19 protein-coding genes are annotated in these 20,960 nt (G+C 52.4%); 9 read left to right on the top strand and 10 right to left on the bottom strand.

The window, feature by feature from the left end:
• Positions 1 to 25 precede the first annotated feature (25 nt).
• From ACOQPU_RS27120 to ACOQPU_RS27110, 3 genes are all read right to left on the bottom strand, one after another.
• Positions 26 to 880, bottom strand: coding sequence for a formylglycine-generating enzyme family protein (locus ACOQPU_RS27120; RefSeq protein ID WP_420642952.1), 855 nt, complete (start codon positions 878 to 880; stop codon positions 26 to 28).
• Between the two features lie 44 nt (positions 881 to 924).
• Positions 925 to 2,886 (bottom strand): DUF5693 family protein, encoded by a 1,962-nt coding sequence (locus ACOQPU_RS27115; RefSeq protein WP_420642951.1) that lies wholly within the window; start codon positions 2,884 to 2,886, stop codon positions 925 to 927.
• A 76-nt stretch (positions 2,887 to 2,962) separates the two neighbouring features.
• A complete protein-coding gene (locus ACOQPU_RS27110) occupies positions 2,963 to 4,144 on the bottom strand; it encodes a nucleotidyltransferase family protein (RefSeq protein ID WP_420642950.1) in 1,182 nt (393 codons plus the stop codon).
• A gap of 602 nt (positions 4,145 to 4,746) precedes the next feature.
• Here ACOQPU_RS27110 and ACOQPU_RS27105 point away from each other — a divergent pair.
• The 6 genes from ACOQPU_RS27105 to ACOQPU_RS27080 all read left to right on the top strand — a co-directional run bounded on the left by ACOQPU_RS27105 (position 4,747) and on the right by ACOQPU_RS27080 (position 9,452).
• A complete protein-coding gene (locus tag ACOQPU_RS27105; protein WP_420642949.1) occupies positions 4,747 to 5,784 on the top strand; it encodes a hypothetical protein in 1,038 nt (345 codons plus the stop codon).
• Positions 5,785 to 6,125: 341 nt separating this feature from the next.
• Positions 6,126 to 6,551: a Fur family transcriptional regulator gene (locus tag ACOQPU_RS27100; RefSeq protein WP_420642948.1), complete on the top strand. Its 426-nt coding sequence runs from the start codon at positions 6,126 to 6,128 to the stop codon at positions 6,549 to 6,551.
• 88 nt (positions 6,552 to 6,639) lie between these two features.
• Positions 6,640 to 6,813 carry a hypothetical protein gene (locus tag ACOQPU_RS27095; protein ID WP_420642947.1) on the top strand — a complete coding sequence of 58 codons (174 nt, stop codon included), beginning with the start codon at positions 6,640 to 6,642 and terminating at the stop codon, positions 6,811 to 6,813.
• A 54-nt stretch (positions 6,814 to 6,867) separates the two neighbouring features.
• Positions 6,868 to 7,809, top strand: coding sequence for an energy-coupling factor ABC transporter permease (locus ACOQPU_RS27090; protein ID WP_420642946.1), 942 nt, complete (start codon positions 6,868 to 6,870; stop codon positions 7,807 to 7,809).
• Between the two features lie 53 nt (positions 7,810 to 7,862).
• Complete coding sequence (gene cbiQ, locus ACOQPU_RS27085) at positions 7,863 to 8,660, top strand: cobalt ECF transporter T component CbiQ (protein ID WP_420642945.1); 798 nt, start codon at positions 7,863 to 7,865, stop codon at positions 8,658 to 8,660.
• A gap of 9 nt (positions 8,661 to 8,669) precedes the next feature.
• Positions 8,670 to 9,452, top strand: coding sequence for an energy-coupling factor ABC transporter ATP-binding protein (locus ACOQPU_RS27080; RefSeq protein ID WP_420642944.1), 783 nt, complete (start codon positions 8,670 to 8,672; stop codon positions 9,450 to 9,452).
• Between the two features lie 42 nt (positions 9,453 to 9,494).
• Here the strand turns inward: ACOQPU_RS27080 and ACOQPU_RS27075 are convergent, their stop codons facing one another.
• Complete coding sequence (locus ACOQPU_RS27075; protein ID WP_420642943.1) at positions 9,495 to 11,093, bottom strand: peptide chain release factor 3; 1,599 nt, start codon at positions 11,091 to 11,093, stop codon at positions 9,495 to 9,497.
• A 116-nt stretch (positions 11,094 to 11,209) separates the two neighbouring features.
• Positions 11,210 to 12,358: a hypothetical protein gene (locus tag ACOQPU_RS27070; RefSeq protein ID WP_420642942.1), complete on the bottom strand. Its 1,149-nt coding sequence runs from the start codon at positions 12,356 to 12,358 to the stop codon at positions 11,210 to 11,212.
• Positions 12,359 to 12,815: 457 nt separating this feature from the next.
• Between ACOQPU_RS27070 and ACOQPU_RS27065 the strand changes: the two genes are divergently transcribed.
• Positions 12,816 to 12,944 (top strand): hypothetical protein, encoded by a 129-nt coding sequence (locus tag ACOQPU_RS27065; protein WP_420642941.1) that lies wholly within the window; start codon positions 12,816 to 12,818, stop codon positions 12,942 to 12,944.
• Between the two features lie 70 nt (positions 12,945 to 13,014).
• Here the strand turns inward: ACOQPU_RS27065 and ACOQPU_RS27060 are convergent, their stop codons facing one another.
• Positions 13,015 to 14,721 carry a YfbK domain-containing protein gene (locus ACOQPU_RS27060; RefSeq protein ID WP_420642940.1) on the bottom strand — a complete coding sequence of 569 codons (1,707 nt, stop codon included), beginning with the start codon at positions 14,719 to 14,721 and terminating at the stop codon, positions 13,015 to 13,017.
• Positions 14,722 to 14,902: 181 nt separating this feature from the next.
• On the opposite strand from ACOQPU_RS27060, the gene ACOQPU_RS27055 reads away from it, so the two are divergent.
• On the top strand, positions 14,903 to 16,189 hold the full coding sequence (locus ACOQPU_RS27055) for a cellulase family glycosylhydrolase (RefSeq protein ID WP_420642939.1): 1,287 nt from the start codon (positions 14,903 to 14,905) through the stop codon (positions 16,187 to 16,189).
• Between the two features lie 36 nt (positions 16,190 to 16,225).
• Here the strand turns inward: ACOQPU_RS27055 and greA are convergent, their stop codons facing one another.
• The gene (greA, locus tag ACOQPU_RS27050) at positions 16,226 to 16,717 is read right to left on the bottom strand and encodes a transcription elongation factor GreA (RefSeq protein WP_420642938.1); all 492 of its coding nucleotides are present in this window, start codon (positions 16,715 to 16,717) and stop codon (positions 16,226 to 16,228) included.
• A gap of 12 nt (positions 16,718 to 16,729) precedes the next feature.
• The gene (locus ACOQPU_RS27045; RefSeq protein ID WP_420642937.1) at positions 16,730 to 17,254 is read right to left on the bottom strand and encodes a universal stress protein; all 525 of its coding nucleotides are present in this window, start codon (positions 17,252 to 17,254) and stop codon (positions 16,730 to 16,732) included.
• 173 nt (positions 17,255 to 17,427) lie between these two features.
• Here ACOQPU_RS27045 and abc-f point away from each other — a divergent pair, with 173 nt between their 5' ends.
• Positions 17,428 to 19,434 (top strand): ribosomal protection-like ABC-F family protein, encoded by a 2,007-nt coding sequence (abc-f, locus tag ACOQPU_RS27040; protein ID WP_420642936.1) that lies wholly within the window; start codon positions 17,428 to 17,430, stop codon positions 19,432 to 19,434.
• Positions 19,435 to 19,471: 37 nt separating this feature from the next.
• Here the strand turns inward: abc-f and ACOQPU_RS27035 are convergent, their stop codons facing one another.
• Together ACOQPU_RS27035 and ACOQPU_RS27030 are read right to left on the bottom strand one after the other, a co-directional pair.
• On the bottom strand, positions 19,472 to 20,287 hold the full coding sequence (locus ACOQPU_RS27035) for a CPBP family intramembrane glutamic endopeptidase (RefSeq protein ID WP_420642935.1): 816 nt from the start codon (positions 20,285 to 20,287) through the stop codon (positions 19,472 to 19,474).
• A 140-nt stretch (positions 20,288 to 20,427) separates the two neighbouring features.
• Positions 20,428 to 20,949 (bottom strand): hypothetical protein, encoded by a 522-nt coding sequence (locus ACOQPU_RS27030; RefSeq protein ID WP_420642934.1) that lies wholly within the window; start codon positions 20,947 to 20,949, stop codon positions 20,428 to 20,430.
• Positions 20,950 to 20,960: the final 11 nt, after the last annotated feature.

Raw genomic sequence — 20,960 nt, 5'->3', positions numbered from 1 at the left:
TTAACAAATATGAGCAAAAATTGGTTCATAAATTACGTTTCGGTTCTTCCGTCGCCATGACTCGAAAACCAGTCCCTTGCGCATGGTAATTGCGGCTGGGGGTGGTGACGCTGCACGCACTGCGCACGTTGCAGGCCGCGTGGTGAATGGTGTACCCCCAGGAGCCACCTTTCACCACATGAAAATCCGGCAGGTCTGGATTGTACAGGCTGCTCGTCCATTCCCAAATGTTGCCGCTCATATCCACGCAGCCATACGGGGACACATTTTGCAGAATCGATCCAACAGGCAGCGGATAGCCGTTGCGCCAATACCACCCGGCACGCACCCACTCGCGGCGTGGCTTAACGAGCAAACTGAATAAATAGCTAGCGGGTTTTACCGGAAAGGTTGCTTGCCACTGAATATCGGGTCGTGGCTTTTGGTTGCCCCAGGGGTAGAAACGGCCGTCCACTCCCCTCGCCGCCTTTTCCCACTGAAACTCTGTTGGCAACGTCACCTCGACACCAATTTTTTCGGATAGCCAATCACAATACAAAAAGGCTTCCGCATGCGTCACGTCCACAATGGGTAAGTTATCGTGCCCTGCCGGGTAGTTTTTAGCAGGTGCGTAGGCTCGTAAAAAGGTGCCGCGCCAGCCGCGCACGACTGCGTACCAACTGCCACCCCACTTATGCCCCGTCTCCTGTAAAAATTCGCGCCACTGCCGGTACGTTACTGGAAACTCAGCCAGCCAAAACTCTGGCAGGTCCATTGTTTGCTGCGGCTTAAACGGCGGGCATTGTTCTAGCCGCTCGTAGCACACCTCCGGCCCGTACACAAACGGCCCGGCGGGGATGTGGCAAAAGTGGGTATCGCTCGCGGTCTTTGGAGGTAGCATGGGAGATTAGAGGTTGGAGATTGCCTTTGCTCAATCTCCAATCTCTAATTTCCAGTCTCCTTTTTACCAAGTAGCAACGTGAGTAGCCCAATCCCCGCGCCGATGGCAAAACTGGGGGCGGCTTGCTGCAAGGTGTCTTTCAGGGCGCGTTCGGGGTGGCAGAAGCCGACCAGCCCCATTGCTTGCCCAATTGTGCCCAGAACGGCCGTTCCCACCGCACCTGTTTTGTTGCCTCGATTAGCTAACACGATTGAAACGGCCGTTGCCGCAGGCCCTAATCCCGCCCATTTCCGCGCCGGTTTGGGGCCGATGGCCATCTGGATGTCGCCCAGCGTGGCCATCGCTGCCGAAATGTGGTGGGTGTGTCCTTCTGCATGGCCCGGATCGATAACCGAAAGCACATCCACATTTTGCTGCCGCGCCGCCAGCCAGCCTGCGCTCAGCACGGCTAAAGCTGCCACTTTGCTGTTGTTATTGGGGAGTTGTAGAACGGCCGTTGCCAGCGGCAGCAGCCAATCCAAATTAAACCCTTTGTACACCTCGATGCGCAGCTGATATTCCTGACCGCTGCTGCTGGTCGCCAGTGCCGCTGCCGCCGTGGCCTGGTAAGCTAGCCCTGCCAGCCAGCCCACCGCGCCGTCTAGCCGCGTGCTTTGCTGCACGGCAATGGGCGTGAGCGCGGCGGCACCCAGCCCGATCAGCTTGGGAGCGTAGGAAGGTGGATAGAGTGCGGCCAAATCGCCATGATCATGCCCGTGATCGTGTGTGTGGTCATGATCATGATGATGGTGGTGCTGGGCGTCTGCCTGATCATGCTCATGAGAATAAGCCAGGCGGGCAACGGCGGCCTGGTTGCGCTGCACTTCTATGTAGGGCAGCGCAGCGGCTCCACCTGCGGCGGCCACCGTTAGCAGCAACGCCACAGATTCGGGGAGATTGAGTAGGTTGGAAACGGCCGTTGCCCCAATGCCAGCCACGCTCACCCCCGCCATCGCCAATTCCTGCGTATCTGGCGCGGGAACCGGGGTGGGTAATTCAATATCGTGGGAGACAGTGTAGCCCACATCTTCCAGCGCATGTTTTAGATGGTGGACGTAATCCAGTCCCTCTAGCGGGGCGGTGGCGTGCAGCGCCCGGAAAAAGTTGACGTAGCAAAGCCGAATGCCCCGCTCGCGGGCAAAGTGTGTCCAATTGTGGCAAGCGGCGTGGTAATCCAGCGGAATCATATCTTCTGGCGTAAATTGATGTGCCAAAACCACATGGGGTGCGCGTCGCTTGGCAACAAACCAATCTCCCTTTTGGTGGCGAGATTCAGCAAAGTAAACCAGCGACAAATTGTGCGCTTCCATTGCCTCGACGGTTTCATCCAGGTGCATTTCATGCCCCAAAATCATGTTTCCCGCAAAGGCGACAGTGTGGCTAAGAACGGCCGTTTGCGCCAATGTCCGTTCTAGCAAATCTTTTTCTGGCCAGGCGTAGCTTACCGGGCGAGGCAGCAGAGCCAAGCCGTTGGCCCGGATTTTTCGAGCGAGATCCATGTCGTATCCCAAGCCAATTTCGCCGATGGTGGGCAAATCTCCCGCAAAAATTAAGGTTTGCGGGTTGTGGAAACCTACTTGTGTGTAGGGCAATCGGTCGCGTAGCTCTGTGACTAGATGGCGCACCAGATGTTCTTGGCCATGTAGATAGTTCCAATGGCCAACGCGAGGAGTATCCTGACGGGGATTAATGGGGGCTTGTGGTGTGAGCTGCCCGGTATGCAGCAGTCGGTTCAAGGTTAGCTCCGGCAATGAGAGATGCGTAGCCCCGTTGCTGGCTAGCATTTCGACCAGTTCAGCCAAAGGCAGCCCCGCGCGGATGGCCGCGGCTTGCGCGTCGTCAAAATCGACGCAAATGGCGATGCGGTTGTTTTTTGCTTCCCACTGGTGGCGACGTTGCAGCACGCGGCTGGAAGCAATACCGCCAGCAACGGCCAGGGTGAGTGATAGCAGGCGTGATAATTTCAAGGGGCTTCTTCTCCGTAAATTTATGGGGAGGTTGGAGACTGGAGATTAGAGATTAAACACAGGCAATCTCCAATCCCTAATCTCCAATCTCCCTCTTTTTCAACATTTGGGCTGTATCGGTACGAGTGAACTGCACGGCCGTTTGCCAAACGCGCCATTTTTCGCCCAAAGTTGGTGCCCAGCGGGCAATCTCAATGCGATCTTTGATGCCGCGTCGCAGGCGGTCGCTCAGGGTGACGAGCGGTTTTTGCTGGGTGCGGCGTAGCACGTAAGCCAAATCCATTTGTGCGATGCGCCGCCGCAATGTTGGCGGCGTATTTTCTGCTAACTTTGCCAACACGTTTGCCGGAACTGGTGCGCCGACCAGCTTTTGGGCCAACGTGAGCGCAGCCAGCACGTAGCCCGTACTTTTGGCTTCGGCCACGCGCTGCAAAAATGTGTCCCAAACCACCTCGTCCGCCTGGGTGATCACCAGCAAATCGGTGAGCTGCATAAATGATGGTGCGCCCTGGATGAGGTGAAAGCTGAAGTGCAGGCAAATGTGGTGTAGCAGATCGGTGGGGTTGAGGACGTGGCAGGCGGGGGCATTGGGGGTGAGTACGGCCGTTTCCAACCGATCCCGAATCCCTGGTGTCATATCCACTTTTAGGCCAAACCAGGACTCTTCTAAGGAGCTGTGTGGCTCGATTGTGCGATCCAGGCTGGCCGAAAGGTAAGGATTGGGCGTGGTGTTGCCGTTGCTGGCATCTTCCCGCCGGTAAGTGCTGATGTGCTTGGTCACCCGCGCCCCCGTCTCGGCCGATTTGTGTTTGCCGCCATAGCCCAAATCTAGCAGTAGTTTTTCTGCCTGGGGTAATTCATCGGGCGTAAACAGCAGGTCAATATCGTTCATGGGGCGCAGGGCGGGTTCTGCGTAGTAACAGGCGGCCAGATGAACGCCTTTGAGTGCCACCGGTTGCAGATTAGCGGCCGTAGTCGCTGCCAAAACCTGGGCTAATTGCGCGTAAATTGCTTCGCTTCGTTTGGCTTGGGCCTTATGCGTAATGGCCAGCTTGGCCATCGCTTTGGCAGGGATGGTGACTTCCCACGCTTTCAGTTGGGCGTAAACTTGGGGGGCCAAGCCAAAGGCAATGGCGCGAACGGCGAAATCGCCCCAATCAAGCGATGTTGCCTGCTGAGTCCATCTGTCTGGCTGTTGCTGGGGACGTAAAGCATCGAGCAGATGCTGAGTGGTTAAAATGGCTGTAGAGGTGGTCATGCAGCTAAAAACTGGTCAAAGAGAGGCACATTACCAACCGATAACAGCAAATTTTTTTAGAGGAGCCTCAAAATTTAGTGGCTGCTGAATGTAACTTGAGTGAGTTCTTCGTGCTTGGTAATTTTTGGTTTTTTGTACATTGGCCTTCTCCTGCGTGGTGATGCTTGCTGTAATCAGTAAACAATAATCAGGGGTACGTATCTGATTCCCGTTTCCCGACCACTGATAACTAAAATTAGTGGCTGCTAAATGTAACTTGGGTGAGTTCTTCGTGCTTGGTGATTTTTGGTTTTTTGTACATGCGTCTCTCCTATTTTTTTAATACGGCCGTACCTGGCGGTAACGTGCCTCCCTTTGACCATTTTCTGCTCTGGATTTGGTTTTGAGTGTAAAATTGCTGGGCTGGTTTGCCAGAAGCATTGCCGATTAGTATAACCAATTTGCTTGTTTCGACAATTGGAGACTTTATGGCGGGTGCAGCAAGGAGTTGTCATTGAATTTCTTCACGAAAGACGCAAACGCACACATTTTTCCTTTTGCGACTTTGCGTAACTTTCTGAGAATCTAATAGGCAAATTGCAGGTATGTTTTTTGGGGCATTTATGAAGATTTCTGAAGGCGATTGGCTGGCTCAACTACAACGTAATGATTTAGAAGATTTCTGGCAGCGTCGCGCCAATGAGCTTCGCTATCAGTGGGAAGTGCGGCTGTTTAGCCATCCGTTGATGATAGAAAGCAATATAGAAGAGATTTTTACGGCCGTTTTTCTCGCCCTCAACCAATATACCCAAACCGAGCAAGCCAAACCGCCGCTTGGTGGACTCCAGCTTGTGGTCCAGCCAATGCGCCAGCCGCCCGGCCCCGCGCCAAATGATCTAATGCAGCAGATCACCTACAGCGGCAGTGCTGACTGGCTAATGATGCAGCTTGGCAGCTGGGGCGTGGCGCATCTGGATTTGATGCGGCGACGGGGAACGGCCGTTCTCGATCCTCAACTTGCTGCCAGACCGGACCTGGTTGCTCAATGTGTTCTGCACACGCTTTTGCTCAACCTGGTTATCTCGCACGGTTACGGAATGCTGCACGCCTCCTGCCTGGTGCGGGACGGCGTGGCGCTGCTGCTGCTGGCTTCGCACAACACGGGCAAATCGACCACCGCGCTGCGGCTAGCGTTGGCGGGCTTTCGCTTGCTGACGGACAGCATGGTGTTTGTGGATGAGGACGGCTTTTTGCATGGCTTCCCAGTTGGGCTGGCCAAGCTGCGCGGCGACATGGTGCCACAATTTCCAGAATTACGGCCGTTCCTCCAACCAGAAATTGTGCGCCAGGAAACAAAATACCGGGTGGATTTACGCAGGGTAAACCCTAACTTTGTGCAAGAAACGGCCGTTCACCCCCAAAAAATCATCCTTTGCTTGCTGTCTCGTCATGAACAAGAGGAAACGGTGGTGGAAGATGTGGCGGAAAAGGCCGTTATCGAAGCGATCTTACAAAACAGTTTGTACGTGGATCAGCCGCAGGTGTGGCAGCAGAATGTGGCGAATTTGCAGGGGGTGTTGGTGGGGGGAACGGCCGTTGCGCTTAAAGTTGGAACTATCCCGTCACATCTGATGCTAACTGTGGAGAATCTGGCTCGCTAATTTTGGCCTTGAGCCATGTAGCCGGAAAAAACATCTATGTACCAAATGTTGCCCGCCGCATCTTGCAGCCGTACTTCGTCGGACCGGATCCATTGCACTACTTTGAAGTTTCGCGCATCAGGCTCCAAAATGGTAACGGCCGTTATCTCTCCAAATTCCGCCCCCAAGTCAACCCGTTGTCTACGGTCCCTCCCAAAAAACATTAACGAAAAATAACAATCCCCCCGTTTTATTAGAACATCCGTTTCTGTTTGTTGCCTCTCTCTTAAATATTGCTAGAATTAATGCCAATTATTGCTAATGCGAAAATTCGCAATAAGGATAAGCCTTGAGACAAAGCAATGTCCCACTACACTATTGATTACGTCCGAAAAATTCGTGAGCAAGGCTACCGCATGACCCCCCAGCGGCAAATTGTGCTGGATGCCGTTTGCGAGCAGGGTGGTCACGCCACTGCTAGCCAGATTTACGACTCGGTGAACGCTCAGCAGCCCGCTATCAACCGGGCCACCGTCTACCGCATTCTGGACTTTTTCTGCGACTTGCAGCTAGTGGCCAAGGCCGAAATTGGCGGGCAAACCGTCTTTGAGGTGGTTGGCAACTCGCCTCACCACCACCTGGTTTGCCGTCATTGTGGGCATATGGCTTCCTTACCAAATTATCACTTTACCGAGCTGGCAGCGCATTTGCTGGCTGAACACGGCTTTGAGGCCGATTTGTCACATCTGGCCATTTCTGGAGTTTGCGCCGGATGCAGAGGAGAGTAAACAGAATGACGTTGAAATCTCCAAAAGATATGGTGACGGCCGTTTCCAAATCATTGGAAGCACGCACAGGGAAGCATTAGAGGCATGGGTGGCAGTTGTTCAGGCTAGCGGCATTGACCCATTAGACCAAAAAGTGATGCGAAATTGGTTAAAAAGAGAACATGGCATCTTGCAAAATTCCCAATGGACCATGATCTATGAAGCTGAAATTTCAGAAGAAGTAGAAAAACTGCTTCGTATTGCCTACGAGCAGAACGGCTGATATCCCCATTTTAGCCAGCCAACGCAGTTGGTTGTGCTTAGGAAGGAGAAAAAAATGTTCACAATTATCCTCGCAGCGGTGCAGCTGCTTCACGTGCCGGATGGCTTTTTGAATATTCCTATTTCGGTCATTTGCTGGGTCATTACGCTCATCGTGCTGTATTTTGCGGTGAAGCAGGCGCAGCAGGATTTTGACGAGCGGCTGGTACCGCTGGCGGGCATCATGGCCGCCTTCATTTTTGCGGGGCAGATGCTCAACTTCCCGGTGGCTGGCGGCACCTCTGGCCATTTGGTGGGGGCGACCCTGGCCTTTGTGGTGTTGGGGCCGTGGGTTGGCAGCTTGGCAATGACGGCCGTTATCAGCCTGCAAGCACTCGTTTTCCAAGATGGTGGTTTGGTGGTGATGGGAGCCAACATTCTCATCATGGGCATTGTGCCAGGTTTTGTAGGGTACGGTGTGTTCCAAATGGTCAAGAAGCAATCGCGGGGGGTGAAGTTGGGCGTAACGGCCGTTGCCGCCTGGTTCTCGGTGATGATGGCTGCACTCGTAACCGCCTTTTTGCTTGGTTTTAGCGGCACGACGGCTCTGGGCGTCGCCATTCCGGCGATGCTGGGCGTCCATGCCCTTATCGGCATTGGTGAGGCACTGATTACCGTAGCCGCGCTCAGCTTCATCATGCAAACTCGCCCCCAACTGCTCACCGATGATGCCCCAGCGGGCAGTGGCAAATGGATTGTCTCTGGCATTATTTTGGCACTCATGGTGGTGCTGTTGGCGCCGTTCGCCTCCGGGTCACCAGATGGCTTGGAGTGGGTGGCTGAGCAGGCTGGCTTTATCGGCACGGCACAGGATGCCCCTTTTGAACTGTTGCCTGATTATACGATTCCCGGCTTGGGCGAAACCGGCAGTTCCACAATTTTGGCTGGCATCATTGGGGCCTTGGTGGTTGCGGCTGTTACCTTTGGACTCGGCCGAATCTTGCGTCGCCAGAACTAATTTAGAAATGTGATTTCTGCAAGAAATCGCATTTCTGCTGTCGAGAAACTCGAATGCACGTCAACACATTTGACCGTTACATGGCAGGCAGCAGCCGCCTGCACCAGCTTGATCCCCGCGTTAAGGTGGTGCTGACCTTGCTGTTCATTATCTCTAACGTGCTGCTGCCAGACGGTAGCTGGCTAGCCTTTTTAGCCGCCTGGCTCATTTTGCTGCTCCTCAATAGTTCTGCCAATTTCAGCTTTGGCTATCTGTTCAAACGCTCGCTTATTGCCCTGCCGTTTGCGCTGGCGGCGATCACCGTGATTTTTGTGCAGCCGGGTGAACCGTTAACCAGTTTGACTTGGGGCAGCCGTACCATCACCATTAGTGATGCCGGGGTGGTGCGCTTTGCTAGCATTGTCATTCGCAGTTGGCTGTCGGTGCAAGCGGCGATTTTGCTGACCGCCACTACCCAATTCCCAGATATGATGCACGCACTGCGGCATCTGAAAGTGCCTGCAATTCTTATTTCCATTATCAGCTTTATGTACCGTTATCTGTTTGTTTTGGTCGATGAGGCACTGCGGCTACTGCGGGCGCGTGAGGCACGCAGTGCCCGGCTGGTAAATGATGGCAAGCATGGCGGCACCGTTTTTTGGCGGGCCAAGGTTACCGGCAGCATGGTAGGGCAGCTTTTTGTGCGCAGCTTTGAGCGCAGCGACAAAGTGTACAACGCGATGTTGGCGCGGGGCTATCGCGGCCAACTGCTAACGATGAACCCACACATCATGACCCAACTGGATTGGCTGTTTTTGGCATTGGGGATGGGATTGATTTTGGCTTTGCAGGTCATCGGCCGTTTATTGTAAGGAGTTTCTATGCCAATTGTTCATGAATCTGATGTTTTGGGGAAACGGCCGTCTGCCAACGGCTCTGTCCAACCCACTTTAGAAGTTACCAATCTTAGCTTTGCCTACCCAGATGGGCATGAGGCTTTGCATACTGTTTCCTTGTCAATTGGCGCGGGCGAAAAGGTGGCCCTGGTTGGCCCCAATGGTGCTGGCAAAAGTACGCTCATGCTCCATTTGAACGGTTTGTTGGCTGGGGATGGCACTCTGGCGGTGGCGGGACTGCCCATTGCCAAAGAGAATTTGCCGCTGATTCGCAGCAAGGTGGGCATGGTATTCCAAAACCCGGATGACCAGCTATTTTCGCCAACGGTTTTTGACGATGTGGCTTTTGGCCCGCTGCACATGGGTTATTCAGAGAGTGAAGTGCGGCAGCGGGTGGCCAAAGCCCTAGAGCAGGTTGGCATGGCCGATTTTGAGGAGCGTTTGTCGCATCATTTGAGCATTGGCCAGAAAAAGCGAGTGGCCATTGCGACGGTACTGTCGATGGACCCAGAGATTTTGGTGCTGGATGAACCGTCGGCCGGGCTGGACCCACGGGCGCGGCGATCGCTCATCAATTTGCTGCATGAATTGCCGCTGACGATGCTGGTTTCGACGCATGACATGCTGCTGGTGCAGGAGCTATTCCCACGGATGATTGTGATGGATGAGGGGCGCGTAGTGGCTGATGGGGAAACGGCCGTTCTCCTGCGTGACACTGCGTTTTTAGAGGCACACGGACTGGAAATGCCAGTGATCAGTAATCAGTGAAGCAGTTATCAATATTCAGGTTACTGACCTACTGAACACCGATTACTGAATACTGAGGAACTGAATATCTGGGTACTTCTCGCTATAAAAACTCAACTCATGGGGGGAGGAGAAAAGAGCCACGAGACGGCCGTCTAAATCCTCCGTGCGCATCATGCCATATCGCCAGGGAAGCTGGTCGATCTGCTCTTGAGGCCCTTCTACCCAGCGCGAAAGCTGGTGAGGCAGTGGCTCCAGCTTCGTTTTGACATTGTACTCATTTTCTAGCCGCGCCTGCACTACCTCAAACTGCAATACACCCACGACCGCCAAAATCGGATCGCGCCGCGTGGCCTCGGTTTCGTACAAAACCTGCATCGCTCCTTCAGATTCCAGTTGGTGAATGCCTTTGAGGAACTGTTTTTGCTTGCCTACGTCCAGGTTGATGAGTCGGGCGTAATGCTCAGCGGCAAAGCGGGGAATGGGATCAAAGCTAAAATCACCGTCACTGCTGATGGTGTCGCCAATGCCAAACTCCCGGTTGCCCGGCAGCCCGATGATGTCACCAGCATACGCTTCATCCACGACTGCCCGTTCATCGGCAAAGAAGGTGTAGGTACGTGACAGCTTGAGCTGCTTGCCGGTTCTGGGATGTTTCACCTGCACATTGCGCTCGAAACGACCGCTGCAAATCCGCAAAAAGGCAACACTGTCCCGATGACGCGGGTCCATGTTGGCCTGAATCTTGAACACAAAGCCCGAAAATCCAGGCGAGACCGGGTCAATGATGCCAGCATCACTAGCGTACGCGCTGGGTGGCGGGGCCATTTGAATAAAGTCGTCCAGGAATAGCTGGACGCCAAAATTTGTGAGTGCTGATCCGAAGTAAACGGCCGTTTGCTCACCCGCTAAAAACTTCTCATGATCATACTCTGCCAGCTCATCCAGCAGCCCAATGTTCAGATGCAGCTCCTCAAACTGAAAATCGCTCAAACCCGACTCAATACGCGGGTCGTCTAACGTCGTAATGTACTCTGGCGAGACAGTTTGATTGTGCGCCGTGCGATCATACAAATGCACCTCTTCCGATTTGCGATCGTACACACCTAAAAACGTATCGCCATCGCCAAGGGGCCAGTTCATGGGCACAGGCTGCATCTTTAGCACCGTTTCCACTTCATCTAGCAGGCCAAGCGGGTCTTCTGCCGGGCGATCCATTTTGTTGATGAACGTAAACACCGGAATGCCACGTTGGCGACACACCTCAAACAATTTTAACGTTTGTTCCTCGATGCCTTTGGCAGCATCCAGAACCATCACAGCGCAATCTGCGGCCGTTAACGTGCGGTACGTGTCTTCCGAAAAATCTTGATGGCCGGGCGTGTCTAGCAAGTTGACCACATGATCTTTGTACGGAAATTGCAGCACCGTAGACGTAATCGAAATGCCGCGCTCCTGTTCCATCTTCATCCAGTCGGAAGTGGCCGAGCGTTGGTTGCGCCGTGCCCGCACGCTGCCAGCCAAATGAATGGCGTTGCCGTACAGTAGCAGCTTTTCCGTCAACGTCGTTTTGCCCGCATCTGGGTGCGAGATGATAGCAAACGTGCGTCGCTTGCTGATCTCATTTTTTACTATTTCTGGATTTATTGCGTCTTGATTCATTTATATTGGACTAAGCAAGAAAAACGGCCACAACAGATTGCGTTGTGACCGCTTTTTTCGTTTGTAATGTTGCCCAAGCATACCACATTCAAGAAGATTGAACATGCCTCAAATTTTTAATCAGACGAATTCCTTCTGTATTTATACGTGAATAAACTCTTGAAATCGCCGACGGCTGGTTTGTACTCCCACAAGAACTCTTCTTCAACAAATGTATCTTCGATATCCAGGTGAGCTTCAAGTTCTTGTGCAATAAACATAGGAATTTTGGAATCCCGCGTTGAAAATAGCTTTAGCCGTTTACCGCCAGCAAGGATTGCGATTAGATGGTAAGCATACACACCATTTTTGATGCGAACTTTCTTTGTATATAACTGTGTTATATCGTCTCGATTTAACTTGTGATTACGCCAAGGCAGTGGTTCATGTGTAACACGAAGATTGCTTTGGTCTAATGAAATAGTGGTTTTATTTACGTAACCGGCAATAGCCGTATAGGTCAAATAGATTCCTGCTAATCCGAACAGTAGCATAAAGAAGACAAAGATGTTGGCAGATGCCAACGCTTCACTGTTTGTTGAAAACAGAAAAGTAGGGAAGAAGAAAATGGTAAAAATGATGCCCATAAACAATTTAATTATTGATTGATTTTTCCATTTCCACGCAAATGAATATTTACCATCTGATTTTTGCGTTTTTATTGATTTGGGTTTGTGGAGCAATCTCTTAGTCGACTGTTGGCTTAAAGGTTGCAAATCATCAGACATTTGTGCAACTTCAAGAAGCGATGACGGCGGTGATAATTTGTCTCCATACTCACCAACCGTGTGTTTATCTCTCAGACCCAAATAAGACCTCATCTCTTGTTCCAGAAATAAAGCCTCATGTGATTCACGTATGTTAGAAAGCAATCTTTTTCGCTCGCCGCTAGCCAAGGTTGCAGTAAGGTTGTAGCCAATGGTTCTTTGGCCATTATAGATTGGAAAGGTGGAAATTTGAACAAAATCGGAATGCTTTATTGTTTGATTGCCTGGCCAAGGAATGGGACCATGCTTTATTTTAAGCTCAAAATCGTCTATTTTAATCTTTGTTTGATTTAGCAACCCGGCTATTGAATTGTAAAGAAGATAAGCAATTAAGCTAAAAAAGATGAACGAGAGGAAATATGCTTTTAAAGGAATTAAGTATAGGTATGAGGTTATACCAAGCATTATAATTACGAAGGCGAATATAAGAAGATGCCAACTGAACCAACGTCGGCTCATAATGAATCCTTCATTCGAGTGACTGATTTTTATGTTTGGGGGCTTCGAAACTGCTTTGTTTTCCATACCTTGGGCTATCAGATGTACTTCTATTGATTACAGAAAATCTAGTATAAGGGAATACGTGTCTTCCTGTAAATTGTTGTATCTAGCCCCAATTTTTGCTTATTCTCGTGTCCACTGAAGTGGGTTCACGTCAATCCATTTGAAATAGATACGGCCGTACTCCACAAAAAACTGCGCCTAAGGATTGACGCTTAGATTTCTATTATCTTTTGCATATGGTTTGCTAACATAAAAGCAATAACATTGAAATATAACATTTCTTCCTCCTTCAACTGAGCGGCTCCGCAAGCACTACTTGTGGAGCCGTTTTCAGTTTTGGGCAAATGCTTGCAGTGAAGGTAGATTTTATGCAGTTATGTTCTCATCCTTATTGGGTTCGGGAGGTCAAATTATGGAAGCGATTGGAATTAATGAGTGGTATTTGGTTTTGCAACTATTCTTGTTTTTTGTCGTGGTGGTGGTACCGGTAGTAGTGGCCGTTTACTTGCTCAAGCGAAATCAATCGAACAAAACAAAATAACTTTATGTTAAAATGACAGTCACTGGCAAACATCGTTTGCATGAAGTGACTGTCATCTTTCTTTGCTTCACTATTGGCTAATTGAAATTAAATTGGCCAATTCCCACACATCTTCGTGGTTCATTTGGGAGGCGAGGCGTTCGGCGCGGATTTCCAGGTCGCGCATGCTGAAACCGTCTACCCAATAGCTGTCGCGCAGCAGCTCGGCATATTGGCTAACCACAACGGCTAGCTGGTAATGTAGAGGTGCTGAGTCAAAAGAATTAACAAGGTTGTCGGTAGTAAAAACGCCGTTGATCTCTTTGACGACGCGGGTGTCAGGGTCTTGCCAGCGGAGGTTCACGGTGGCGATGCGCCCCTGTGCGCCTGGCACCAGTTGAACGGCGTAGATGGCAGCGGCCGTATGCCCAGCCCCGAACTCAGCCGCATCAATGGTGTCGTTGCGGAAATCTTCGTCAGCAATGGCGCGGTTTTCATAGCCGATGAGCCGGTACTGTTGCACCACATTTCGGTCAAACTCCACCTGAATCTTGGCATCCAAACCAATCACCTGCAATGTAGACATGATGTTATCGACAAACAAATCTTCGGCTTCTTGCAGCGTGTCGATGTAGCCGTAATTGCCGTCGCCCTGGTCGGCAAGCTGCTCCATCATCACATCGTTGTAGTTGCCCAGGCCAAAGCCGATGGTGGTGAGCTGGATGCCCGCGTCAGCATAGCCCCGAATTTGGGCAGCAATGTCATCTGCATTGGTGTTGCCAACGTTGGCGACACCGTCGCTGGCTAAAATGACGCGGTTAATGCCATCAAACTTGTAGGCGCGGTTGGCCATCTCGTACCCTAACAGCAAGCCAGCCTCTAGATTAGTAGAGCCTTCGGTTCGCAGTCCGTAGATGGCATTGAGGATAGTGTTGCGATCTGAACCGTTGGTGGGGTTCAGCACCACGCGAGCATCATCTCCGTAAACGACGATGGCAATAGTGTCATCGGCACGCATCCGGTTTACCAAGATTTCTAGTGATTGTTTTACCAGACCCAGCCGGTTTTCTTGGGCCATTGAGCCAGATACGTCGATGACAAAGGTGAGGGCGGCAGACGGCCGTACTTCTTCAGAACTTTCATACCCCTGCACCCCAATCCGCAAAAAGTAAGTGCCATCGGTGTGGAACGGGCTGGGTGCCCCGTCGGCGTAGACGGCAAAGTCGGTGTTGGGTGGAATCTGGTAGCCCTGGTCAAAAGAGTTGACAAATTCCTCCACACGAATCGCTTCTGGCGGCGGCATCAGTCCATCTTGCAGGTAGCGGCGGGCAATACTGTAGCTGCCTGTATCCACATCTAGCGAGAAAGTAGAGAGGTTATCGACCTCTGTCAGAATGTAGGGATTGACCCCATACTCCTCAAAAAACATGGCGGAGGGCGTAGCTGCTGGTTGTGGGGTTGGCGCGGGAATGACAATAGATTCGCCAGATGTAGAGGCAGGAGCGGTCGCCAGCGGTGCAGGCGGGGCTTCGGCATCGGCTGCGCTGTCAAAGCTATCTTCCATCACTTCCTCAGCTTCAACAATGACTGTTTCCGTAACCGTTTCGGTAATAACGCGGGTTACTTCAACCGTTTGGCCGCCACTGGCAATGGGTGCGCTGCTATCTCTATCTTCATCCCGCGAAGTTTCAATGGCGATGGGGTCTGTTTGTTCTGCCGGTTCTCCACCACCGCAGGCGACCAGCAGCAGAGCGGCAATGAGCAAGAATAATATGGAGCGTTTGGTGTACATTTTCATGATGGGTTCCTTTTAACGAGAATCTTTTTGACGGTAAAATTTGGCGTTCTGTGTATACACTTGGTTCTTAAACGACGGCCGTTTCCATTTGGTTCCCAATTTGCCACCGAAAAAAGGATGGGGTTAAGCAGGGCGTGAAAAAACAGGTTGCCAGTCAGGTTCTGGTTTAGAATGGGCAGCTATGGTTTTTAAGCTGAAATTGACTCTGTTTTGTCTGCTTGTGTTGGGCATAATCGCTTGCCGCGAGGTGCCGGTGACGCCAACGGCCGTTCCCACACCCACGCCAACTGCCCAGCCCACTGGTAGCACAATTTTTTTGCCCATCACCAGCGGCGATGAACCGGCTGCTGTCCCAGACCTGGTGCCAACGGAAACGGCCGTTCCGCTACCCTCCGCCAGCCCAACGCCAACTCACCCTGAATACAGTGGTCCCACACTCAACCGCGACCAGATTGGTGTGCAGGTTTATTTGCATCGGGTTGATGTGCCTGAATTAGTTGCCCAACTGGAGGCACTGGGTGTGGGTTGGGTGAAGGCACAAGTATCGTGGAAGTTATTTCAGCCGTATCCCGATCAATTTTCGGAGGAGCGTTTTGCCGATTTGGACGCGCTGGTGGCTCGGGCCAACGCCAGCGGGATTCAGGTGATGCTCAGCGTGGCTAAGGCACCAGAGTGGAGCCGCCCCACCGCCGAATTGGATGGCCCACCAGCAGAGTACGCCCTCTACCGCGATTTTATGCAGCATTTGGCCAGCAAATACGCGGGGCAAGTTGCCGCCTACGAGCTGTGGAACGAACCCAACTTGCAGCGCGAATGGAACGGCGTACCGCTAGAGGCGGCTGCACTTGTGAAACTGGTTCGCTTTGGGGCTGACGGGGTGAGGGCTGGTGACCCCACTGCGCTGGTCATTAGCGGTGCGCCTGCGGTAACGGGGATTAATGATGGGGTAACGGCCGTTGACGACCGCGTCTATTTCCGAGGGATGTTGGCGGCTGGCGTAGCGGAGGTTGTGGATGGCTTTGGTGTGCATCCATACGGCTGGGCCAATCCGCCCAATGCCACCTTTGCCAACCCAGACGTAACAGTTCCTAGCCACAACGACCATCCCAGCTTTTTCTTCCAGGACACGCTGGATGATTATGCTGCATTGCTAGCCGAATTTGGCGTGACGGGCAAGCTGCTTTGGCCGACAGAATTTGGCTGGGGTAGTTTTGAATCGTTTAGCCAGCTGCCTCCCGCGGGGGCACAATTTATGAACAACGTGACGGAGTGGCAGCAGGCCGAATACACGCAGCAAGCCTATGCTTTGGCACACAACATACCTTCGGTTGGCCCGATGATTTTGTGGAATTTGAACTTTGCTCCCTGGCTGGGTGATGCTTTTAGCGAATCTGGCTACAGCTTGCTGCGGCCAGATGGCTCCCCACGCCCTGCCTTTTTTGCCCTGGCCGCTTTGCCTAAGCAATGATGTTGCCATTGAAAAGATAGGCTTCCTCAATGGCTTCTAGTTGGCAGATTGCGTGCGGGGGGTGACGGTCAAAATCCGGTAGCGAATTTCGCCAGCGGGTGCGTGGACGATGACCTCTTCCCCGACCAGATGATCCAGCAGTGCTTGGCCGAGGGGGGATTCGTTGGAGATAAAGCCCTGGCTGGGATTGGCTTCTGCCACGCCGACGATGGTGTACTGCTCGATTTCACCATCGCTGGCTTGCAGAGTGACCGTTTCGCCGATGTTGACAACATTATCTTCATTACCTTGTTCAATGATTTCGGCGTTGTCTAGCATATGTTGGAGTTCCTGAATACGGCCGTCAATAAACCCAAGTTCCGCCTCAACGAGCATGTACTCAGTCTGATCCATCCAGTCGCCATTCCCTTTGGCTTCCTGCATTTGCTCCACAATTTCTGGCCGCTTGACCGTGCGCAGGTGCGCTAGCTCCTTTTTTAGCTCAGCCAGGCCCAGGTTGGTTACGTAAATTGGTTTTTCCTTGATCATGGTTCATGCCTCTTATCCCGTTGGCTCATTTTGGGCGCGAATATCCTCTAAATCTTCGATGGCTGGCAGTTCTACATTAAACGCAGGCTCATCGTCTTGGGGATTGCGTACCAGCAGAACAGGGATGCGGGCGTTGCGCAGCACCTTGTCGGCAACGCTGCCAAACACCCAGCGCATCACGCCACCGCGCCCGTGGGTACTCATCACAATCACATCTGCCGCTACCTTTTCAACAGCAAGCAGAATCGCTTCCGCGGGTGATTGGCCGATGATGATTTCAATATTGACGTGAAGGCCTAATGCCAAGAGTGCTTTTTGGGCATTGCGTAGATACGCTTTGGCCTCATCTTCCATGTTGTGGCTGATGGCACCATACACTTCTGCAAAGTCGAGGCCATCCCCCACGTAGTAGGGCAAATGCACAGCCGACACAAGCGTGATTTTGCTATCAAACTTTTCAGCAACGGCCGTTGCTATAGGCAAGGCGGCCTCAGCCAGTTTGGATCCATCTAGAGGCAGTAACAAATGGGTAAACATGAAACACCTCCTAAAACGTTGTCTCACAAACCTACACCCTTTACAGTAAAAGAGGTGTTGGCAGGTCTGACAGTAACAAAAAGAAGCAAAACCAAAGACTAAAATCACCACTTGCGCCGCTTGCCCCAAAACGCACCCCCAACTATCATTCCCGCATGGTTATTTTGCAGGCCATGGAACTGGAACACGCCTTCGGCGCTGACGATCTGTTTGAGAACGTCTCAGTGTTGCTGCACGCCAAAGATCGGGTGGGGCTGGTAGGGCCAAACGGCGTGGGCAAGACGACGCTGCTGCTCATCTTGGCGGGGCTGTTGGAACCAACGGGCGGCGCCGTTAAGCGAGACGAAAATCTCACGCTGGGCTACTTGCGGCAGGAGGCGGTACTCACTTTTGCCGGGCAAGACAACACAGTGTACGAGGAAATGCTCTCCGTTTTTGATGAACTGCGAGGCCAAGAAACGCGGCTGCGTGAATTAGAGGCCAAAATGGAGGCTGGAGAGATGGGGGAGGAGGTGCTGGATGAGTACGGCCGTATTCAAACCCTCTACGAGCACGGCGGCGGCTACGATTACCAACACGACATCAAGCGCGTCTTGCACGGGCTGGGCTTTGCGCCAGATGAGTGGGAGGTGCCGCTAACACACCTCAGCGGCGGGCAGAAAACCCGCGTTTTGCTGGGGCGGCTGCTGCTGGAAAAGCCCGATCTGCTCATCCTCGACGAGCCGACTAATCATCTGGATACGGCCGCTATCGAATGGTTGGAAAAAACGTTGCGCACCTGGGACGGCTGCCTGCTCATCGTCAGCCACGACCGCTACTTTTTAGATCGCGTGGTGAACCAGGTGTGGGCGATGGAACGCACTGGCATGAAAAGTTACAAAGGCAACTACAGCACCTACGTCCAGCAGCGGGAAGTTGAGTGGCAGCACGAAGAAACCGTCTTTGCCAACGAGATGGCCCGGCTAGAGGCAGAACTGGCCTTCATCCGCAAAAATATCGCTGGGGGCAAAACCGACATCGCCAAAGGTAAGCTGAAGCGGCTTACCCGCGACCTTGTACTTATTGAAGAGCTGGGCGTGCTGGGGATGCAGGGGAAAAGCTGGCTGCAGGTAGGCGAGCGCGTCCGCACCTTCACCGTTAACGAAGCCGCCCAGCGTATCAAAGAGTTGCCCACGCCCACCAGTCGCCGGCCCAAGCTCAAAATCAAGCTAAAGCCAGAGCAGCGCGGCAGCCGCTTTGTGCTGCGTACCAAAAAGCTGCGCATCGGCTATCCCGGCAACGTCCTGTTCAACTGTGACGACATCAACCTGGAGCGGCTGGATTGCGTGGCTCTGATTGGCCCCAACGGCAGCGGCAAAAGCACCTTCCTGCGTACCCTCATGGGCGAAATTTCGCCGCTGCGGGGCAAGATTCGGCTGGGGGATGGCCTGGTGCGCGGCTACTTTGCCCAAGGGCATGAGCAGCTAGACGTCACCCGGCGCGTGCTGGATGAGGTGCTGGCACACAAAGCGATGTCGCCTGAAGAGGGGCGTAACTATTTGGGGCAATATCTGTTCCGAGGGGACGATGTGTTTAAGCAGGTGGGGGATTTGAGCGGCGGTGAGCGGGGGCGGCTGGCACTCGCATTGCTGGCACTGGATGAAGCCAACTTCCTGCTGCTGGATGAGCCGACCAATCATTTAGACATCCCCTCGCAGGAGGCACTTCAAGCGGTGCTGGAGCAGTTCGACGGCACGATTGTGCTGGTTAGCCACGACCGCTACCTGGTTGATCGTCTGGCTACCCAAATTTGGGAGCTGCGTGACGAACATTTGCACATTTTTGACGGTACGTACCAAGAGTTTCTGGCCACCAAAGAGGGCGGCGAAGCGGCTATCACCACCATTTCTTCCAAAGTGGCCTTGCCTACCAAAGAGAAAGAACTGCCCTCCGTCAACCTGGACTGGATCGAGGATGTCGTCGATCCGGCACAGTTCACCACCGAAGGCCGCCGGGCGCGCAACCGCCGTATCCGCGAACTCACCGAGCAAATTGAGGAAACCGAGGGGTGGCTGGCGCAGCTCACCTTTCAACTAGCACGGGCTAAAGGTGGGCGGAAAGAAGAGTTGGAGAGGGAAACGGCCGTTGCCCAGGCCGAACTTAACGCTCTATCCACTGAATTAGACGAACTAATGGCCTGAGTACGGCACTGGCCAGTCTCTAGAAAGTTACGCTAACTCAAAGCATGGTCGTAGCGACTCTAGCGGGTCTATCTGAGAAATTCAAGCTGACTTTGGCCAAGAGGTAGCCACCATAAATAACAGTGGGCAGTTCCAGCAAAATGAACGTCCAGTAAATTGAGGCCGTCATGGCAAACCTTGGATTGTTGAGGGCGGCGATATTGGCCAGAAGATTGATCCCGCTGTGCAGAACTACCGCAGGCCAAACGGAGCCACCAACGAGTACCAGCCCACCATACAATATTGCCGAGACAAATGCCTCTAAGACCTGCAGAGCGGTGATATTCCATTCTCCAGTTGCCAGGTTAAAAAAATGGAGTGCGCCAAATAACAAAGCACTAACCAGTACGGCCGTTACCACCCCGCGCCGTTTGTGACCCCAGCGCGACACAAGGGCATACAAGACAAGCCCCCGCAGCAAAATTTCCTCCATGACCCCGGCCAGCGTTGTGTGTATCAGAGCCGGTGCCATTTTTGGGCGCAGAGATAGATCAACGCGTAAGGTGCCAAAAAAGGCATAGAGTAGCACCAGGCCCGTATAGATCAGGAGAATGAGCGTTATGAACCATATGCGGCGGCTGCCTAGATGCAAAATCCCGGCAGGCTTGAGCCAATCAAAGTGCCACAAAATGAGTAAGAAGCCCAGGGTAGCTACAAGCTGTCCGATAATCTGGGGCATAACGTCTGTCATGGCAAACCCCAACAAGCCCACTGCTGCGGCCGCACCTCCGCCCATCAACAGGAGCAGCAACACGATCATCATGAACACAAAGGCCAGCGGATAGCTGTTCGCAAACTGTTTGAACTTTTTCATTTGTCCCCTCCACACAGATTTATCGGGCCTTGGCCAATAAATCCAAACGCATTCACTCTGGAAAAGATTTCAAAAGTCCTCAAGGCAATTCGTTTATCACCGGACTTATTCTCTGGCATTGTTTGGTGGAATTTGGGCTATTATATTTTAATCGACCTAAAGACGATAAGTTCCAAGATTAGAGCGGCAGTCGCTACAACAATGTACAGTGATAAGCCCCATAATTTCAGAGGGTACATAAAAAAGTGTGACAGAACCAAATAAAGCAAGGCAATCCCAACTGCCAAGCTCCAACGTATTCTTTGAAACCAAAAGCGTTGGTTTTTGCGTAAAATCAGCAGCAGTGTTGTCAAAAAAGGCAGTACCAGAAAGAGGTAAAGCACACTAAAAAGCAACTCGCGGGAAAAGTTAACAAGCGTGAGTGTTCCTGTAAATAGCCTTGCTGCTGCACGGAAGAAGTTCCCAATTATCGCGGTAAAAATCCAAATCCCCGACAGAGGAGTGCCACAGAAATCGCCTTCTAGCCGAAAGTTCGGGGGAGAGCAATGATATTCCGCCGGAACGTGGATTTGTTCAAATACCCAAGGACCAATGAGGGCAATCAAGAATAATGCCAGTATGATAATTCGCCAAATACGCTTGTGTTTATTTAGCCACAGCATGTTTTACCTCT

The sequence above is a fragment of the Candidatus Leptofilum sp. genome (assembly GCF_965223285.1).
In the GTDB taxonomy this organism is placed as follows: Bacteria; Chloroflexota; Anaerolineae; order Promineifilales; family Promineifilaceae; genus Leptofilum.
Note: the sequence above shows the minus strand (reverse complement) of the source record. Positions and strands in the feature narration are given on the sequence as shown.

Excerpts from the sequence above, each read along its gene's own strand:
- ACOQPU_RS27120 (WP_420642952.1), bottom strand. The coding sequence starts at position 880 with ATGCTACCTCCAAAGACCGCGAGCGATACCCACTTTTGCCACATCCCC.
- ACOQPU_RS27110 (WP_420642950.1), bottom strand. The coding sequence starts at position 4,144 with ATGACCACCTCTACAGCCATTTTAACCACTCAGCATCTGCTCGATGCT.
- ACOQPU_RS27105 (WP_420642949.1), top strand. The coding sequence starts at position 4,747 with ATGAAGATTTCTGAAGGCGATTGGCTGGCTCAACTACAACGTAATGAT.
- ACOQPU_RS27100 (WP_420642948.1), top strand. The coding sequence starts at position 6,126 with ATGTCCCACTACACTATTGATTACGTCCGAAAAATTCGTGAGCAAGGC.
- ACOQPU_RS27090 (WP_420642946.1), top strand. The coding sequence starts at position 6,868 with ATGTTCACAATTATCCTCGCAGCGGTGCAGCTGCTTCACGTGCCGGAT.
- cbiQ (WP_420642945.1), top strand. The coding sequence starts at position 7,863 with ATGCACGTCAACACATTTGACCGTTACATGGCAGGCAGCAGCCGCCTG.
- ACOQPU_RS27080 (WP_420642944.1), top strand. The coding sequence starts at position 8,670 with ATGCCAATTGTTCATGAATCTGATGTTTTGGGGAAACGGCCGTCTGCC.
- ACOQPU_RS27075 (WP_420642943.1), bottom strand. The coding sequence starts at position 11,093 with ATGAATCAAGACGCAATAAATCCAGAAATAGTAAAAAATGAGATCAGC.
- ACOQPU_RS27070 (WP_420642942.1), bottom strand. The coding sequence starts at position 12,358 with ATGAGCCGACGTTGGTTCAGTTGGCATCTTCTTATATTCGCCTTCGTA.
- ACOQPU_RS27065 (WP_420642941.1), top strand. The coding sequence starts at position 12,816 with ATGGAAGCGATTGGAATTAATGAGTGGTATTTGGTTTTGCAACTATTC.
- ACOQPU_RS27060 (WP_420642940.1), bottom strand. The coding sequence starts at position 14,721 with ATGAAAATGTACACCAAACGCTCCATATTATTCTTGCTCATTGCCGCT.
- ACOQPU_RS27055 (WP_420642939.1), top strand. The coding sequence starts at position 14,903 with ATGGTTTTTAAGCTGAAATTGACTCTGTTTTGTCTGCTTGTGTTGGGC.
- greA (WP_420642938.1), bottom strand. The coding sequence starts at position 16,717 with ATGATCAAGGAAAAACCAATTTACGTAACCAACCTGGGCCTGGCTGAG.
- ACOQPU_RS27045 (WP_420642937.1), bottom strand. The coding sequence starts at position 17,254 with ATGTTTACCCATTTGTTACTGCCTCTAGATGGATCCAAACTGGCTGAG.
- abc-f (WP_420642936.1), top strand. The coding sequence starts at position 17,428 with ATGGAACTGGAACACGCCTTCGGCGCTGACGATCTGTTTGAGAACGTC.
- ACOQPU_RS27035 (WP_420642935.1), bottom strand. The coding sequence starts at position 20,287 with ATGAAAAAGTTCAAACAGTTTGCGAACAGCTATCCGCTGGCCTTTGTG.
- ACOQPU_RS27030 (WP_420642934.1), bottom strand. The coding sequence starts at position 20,949 with ATGCTGTGGCTAAATAAACACAAGCGTATTTGGCGAATTATCATACTG.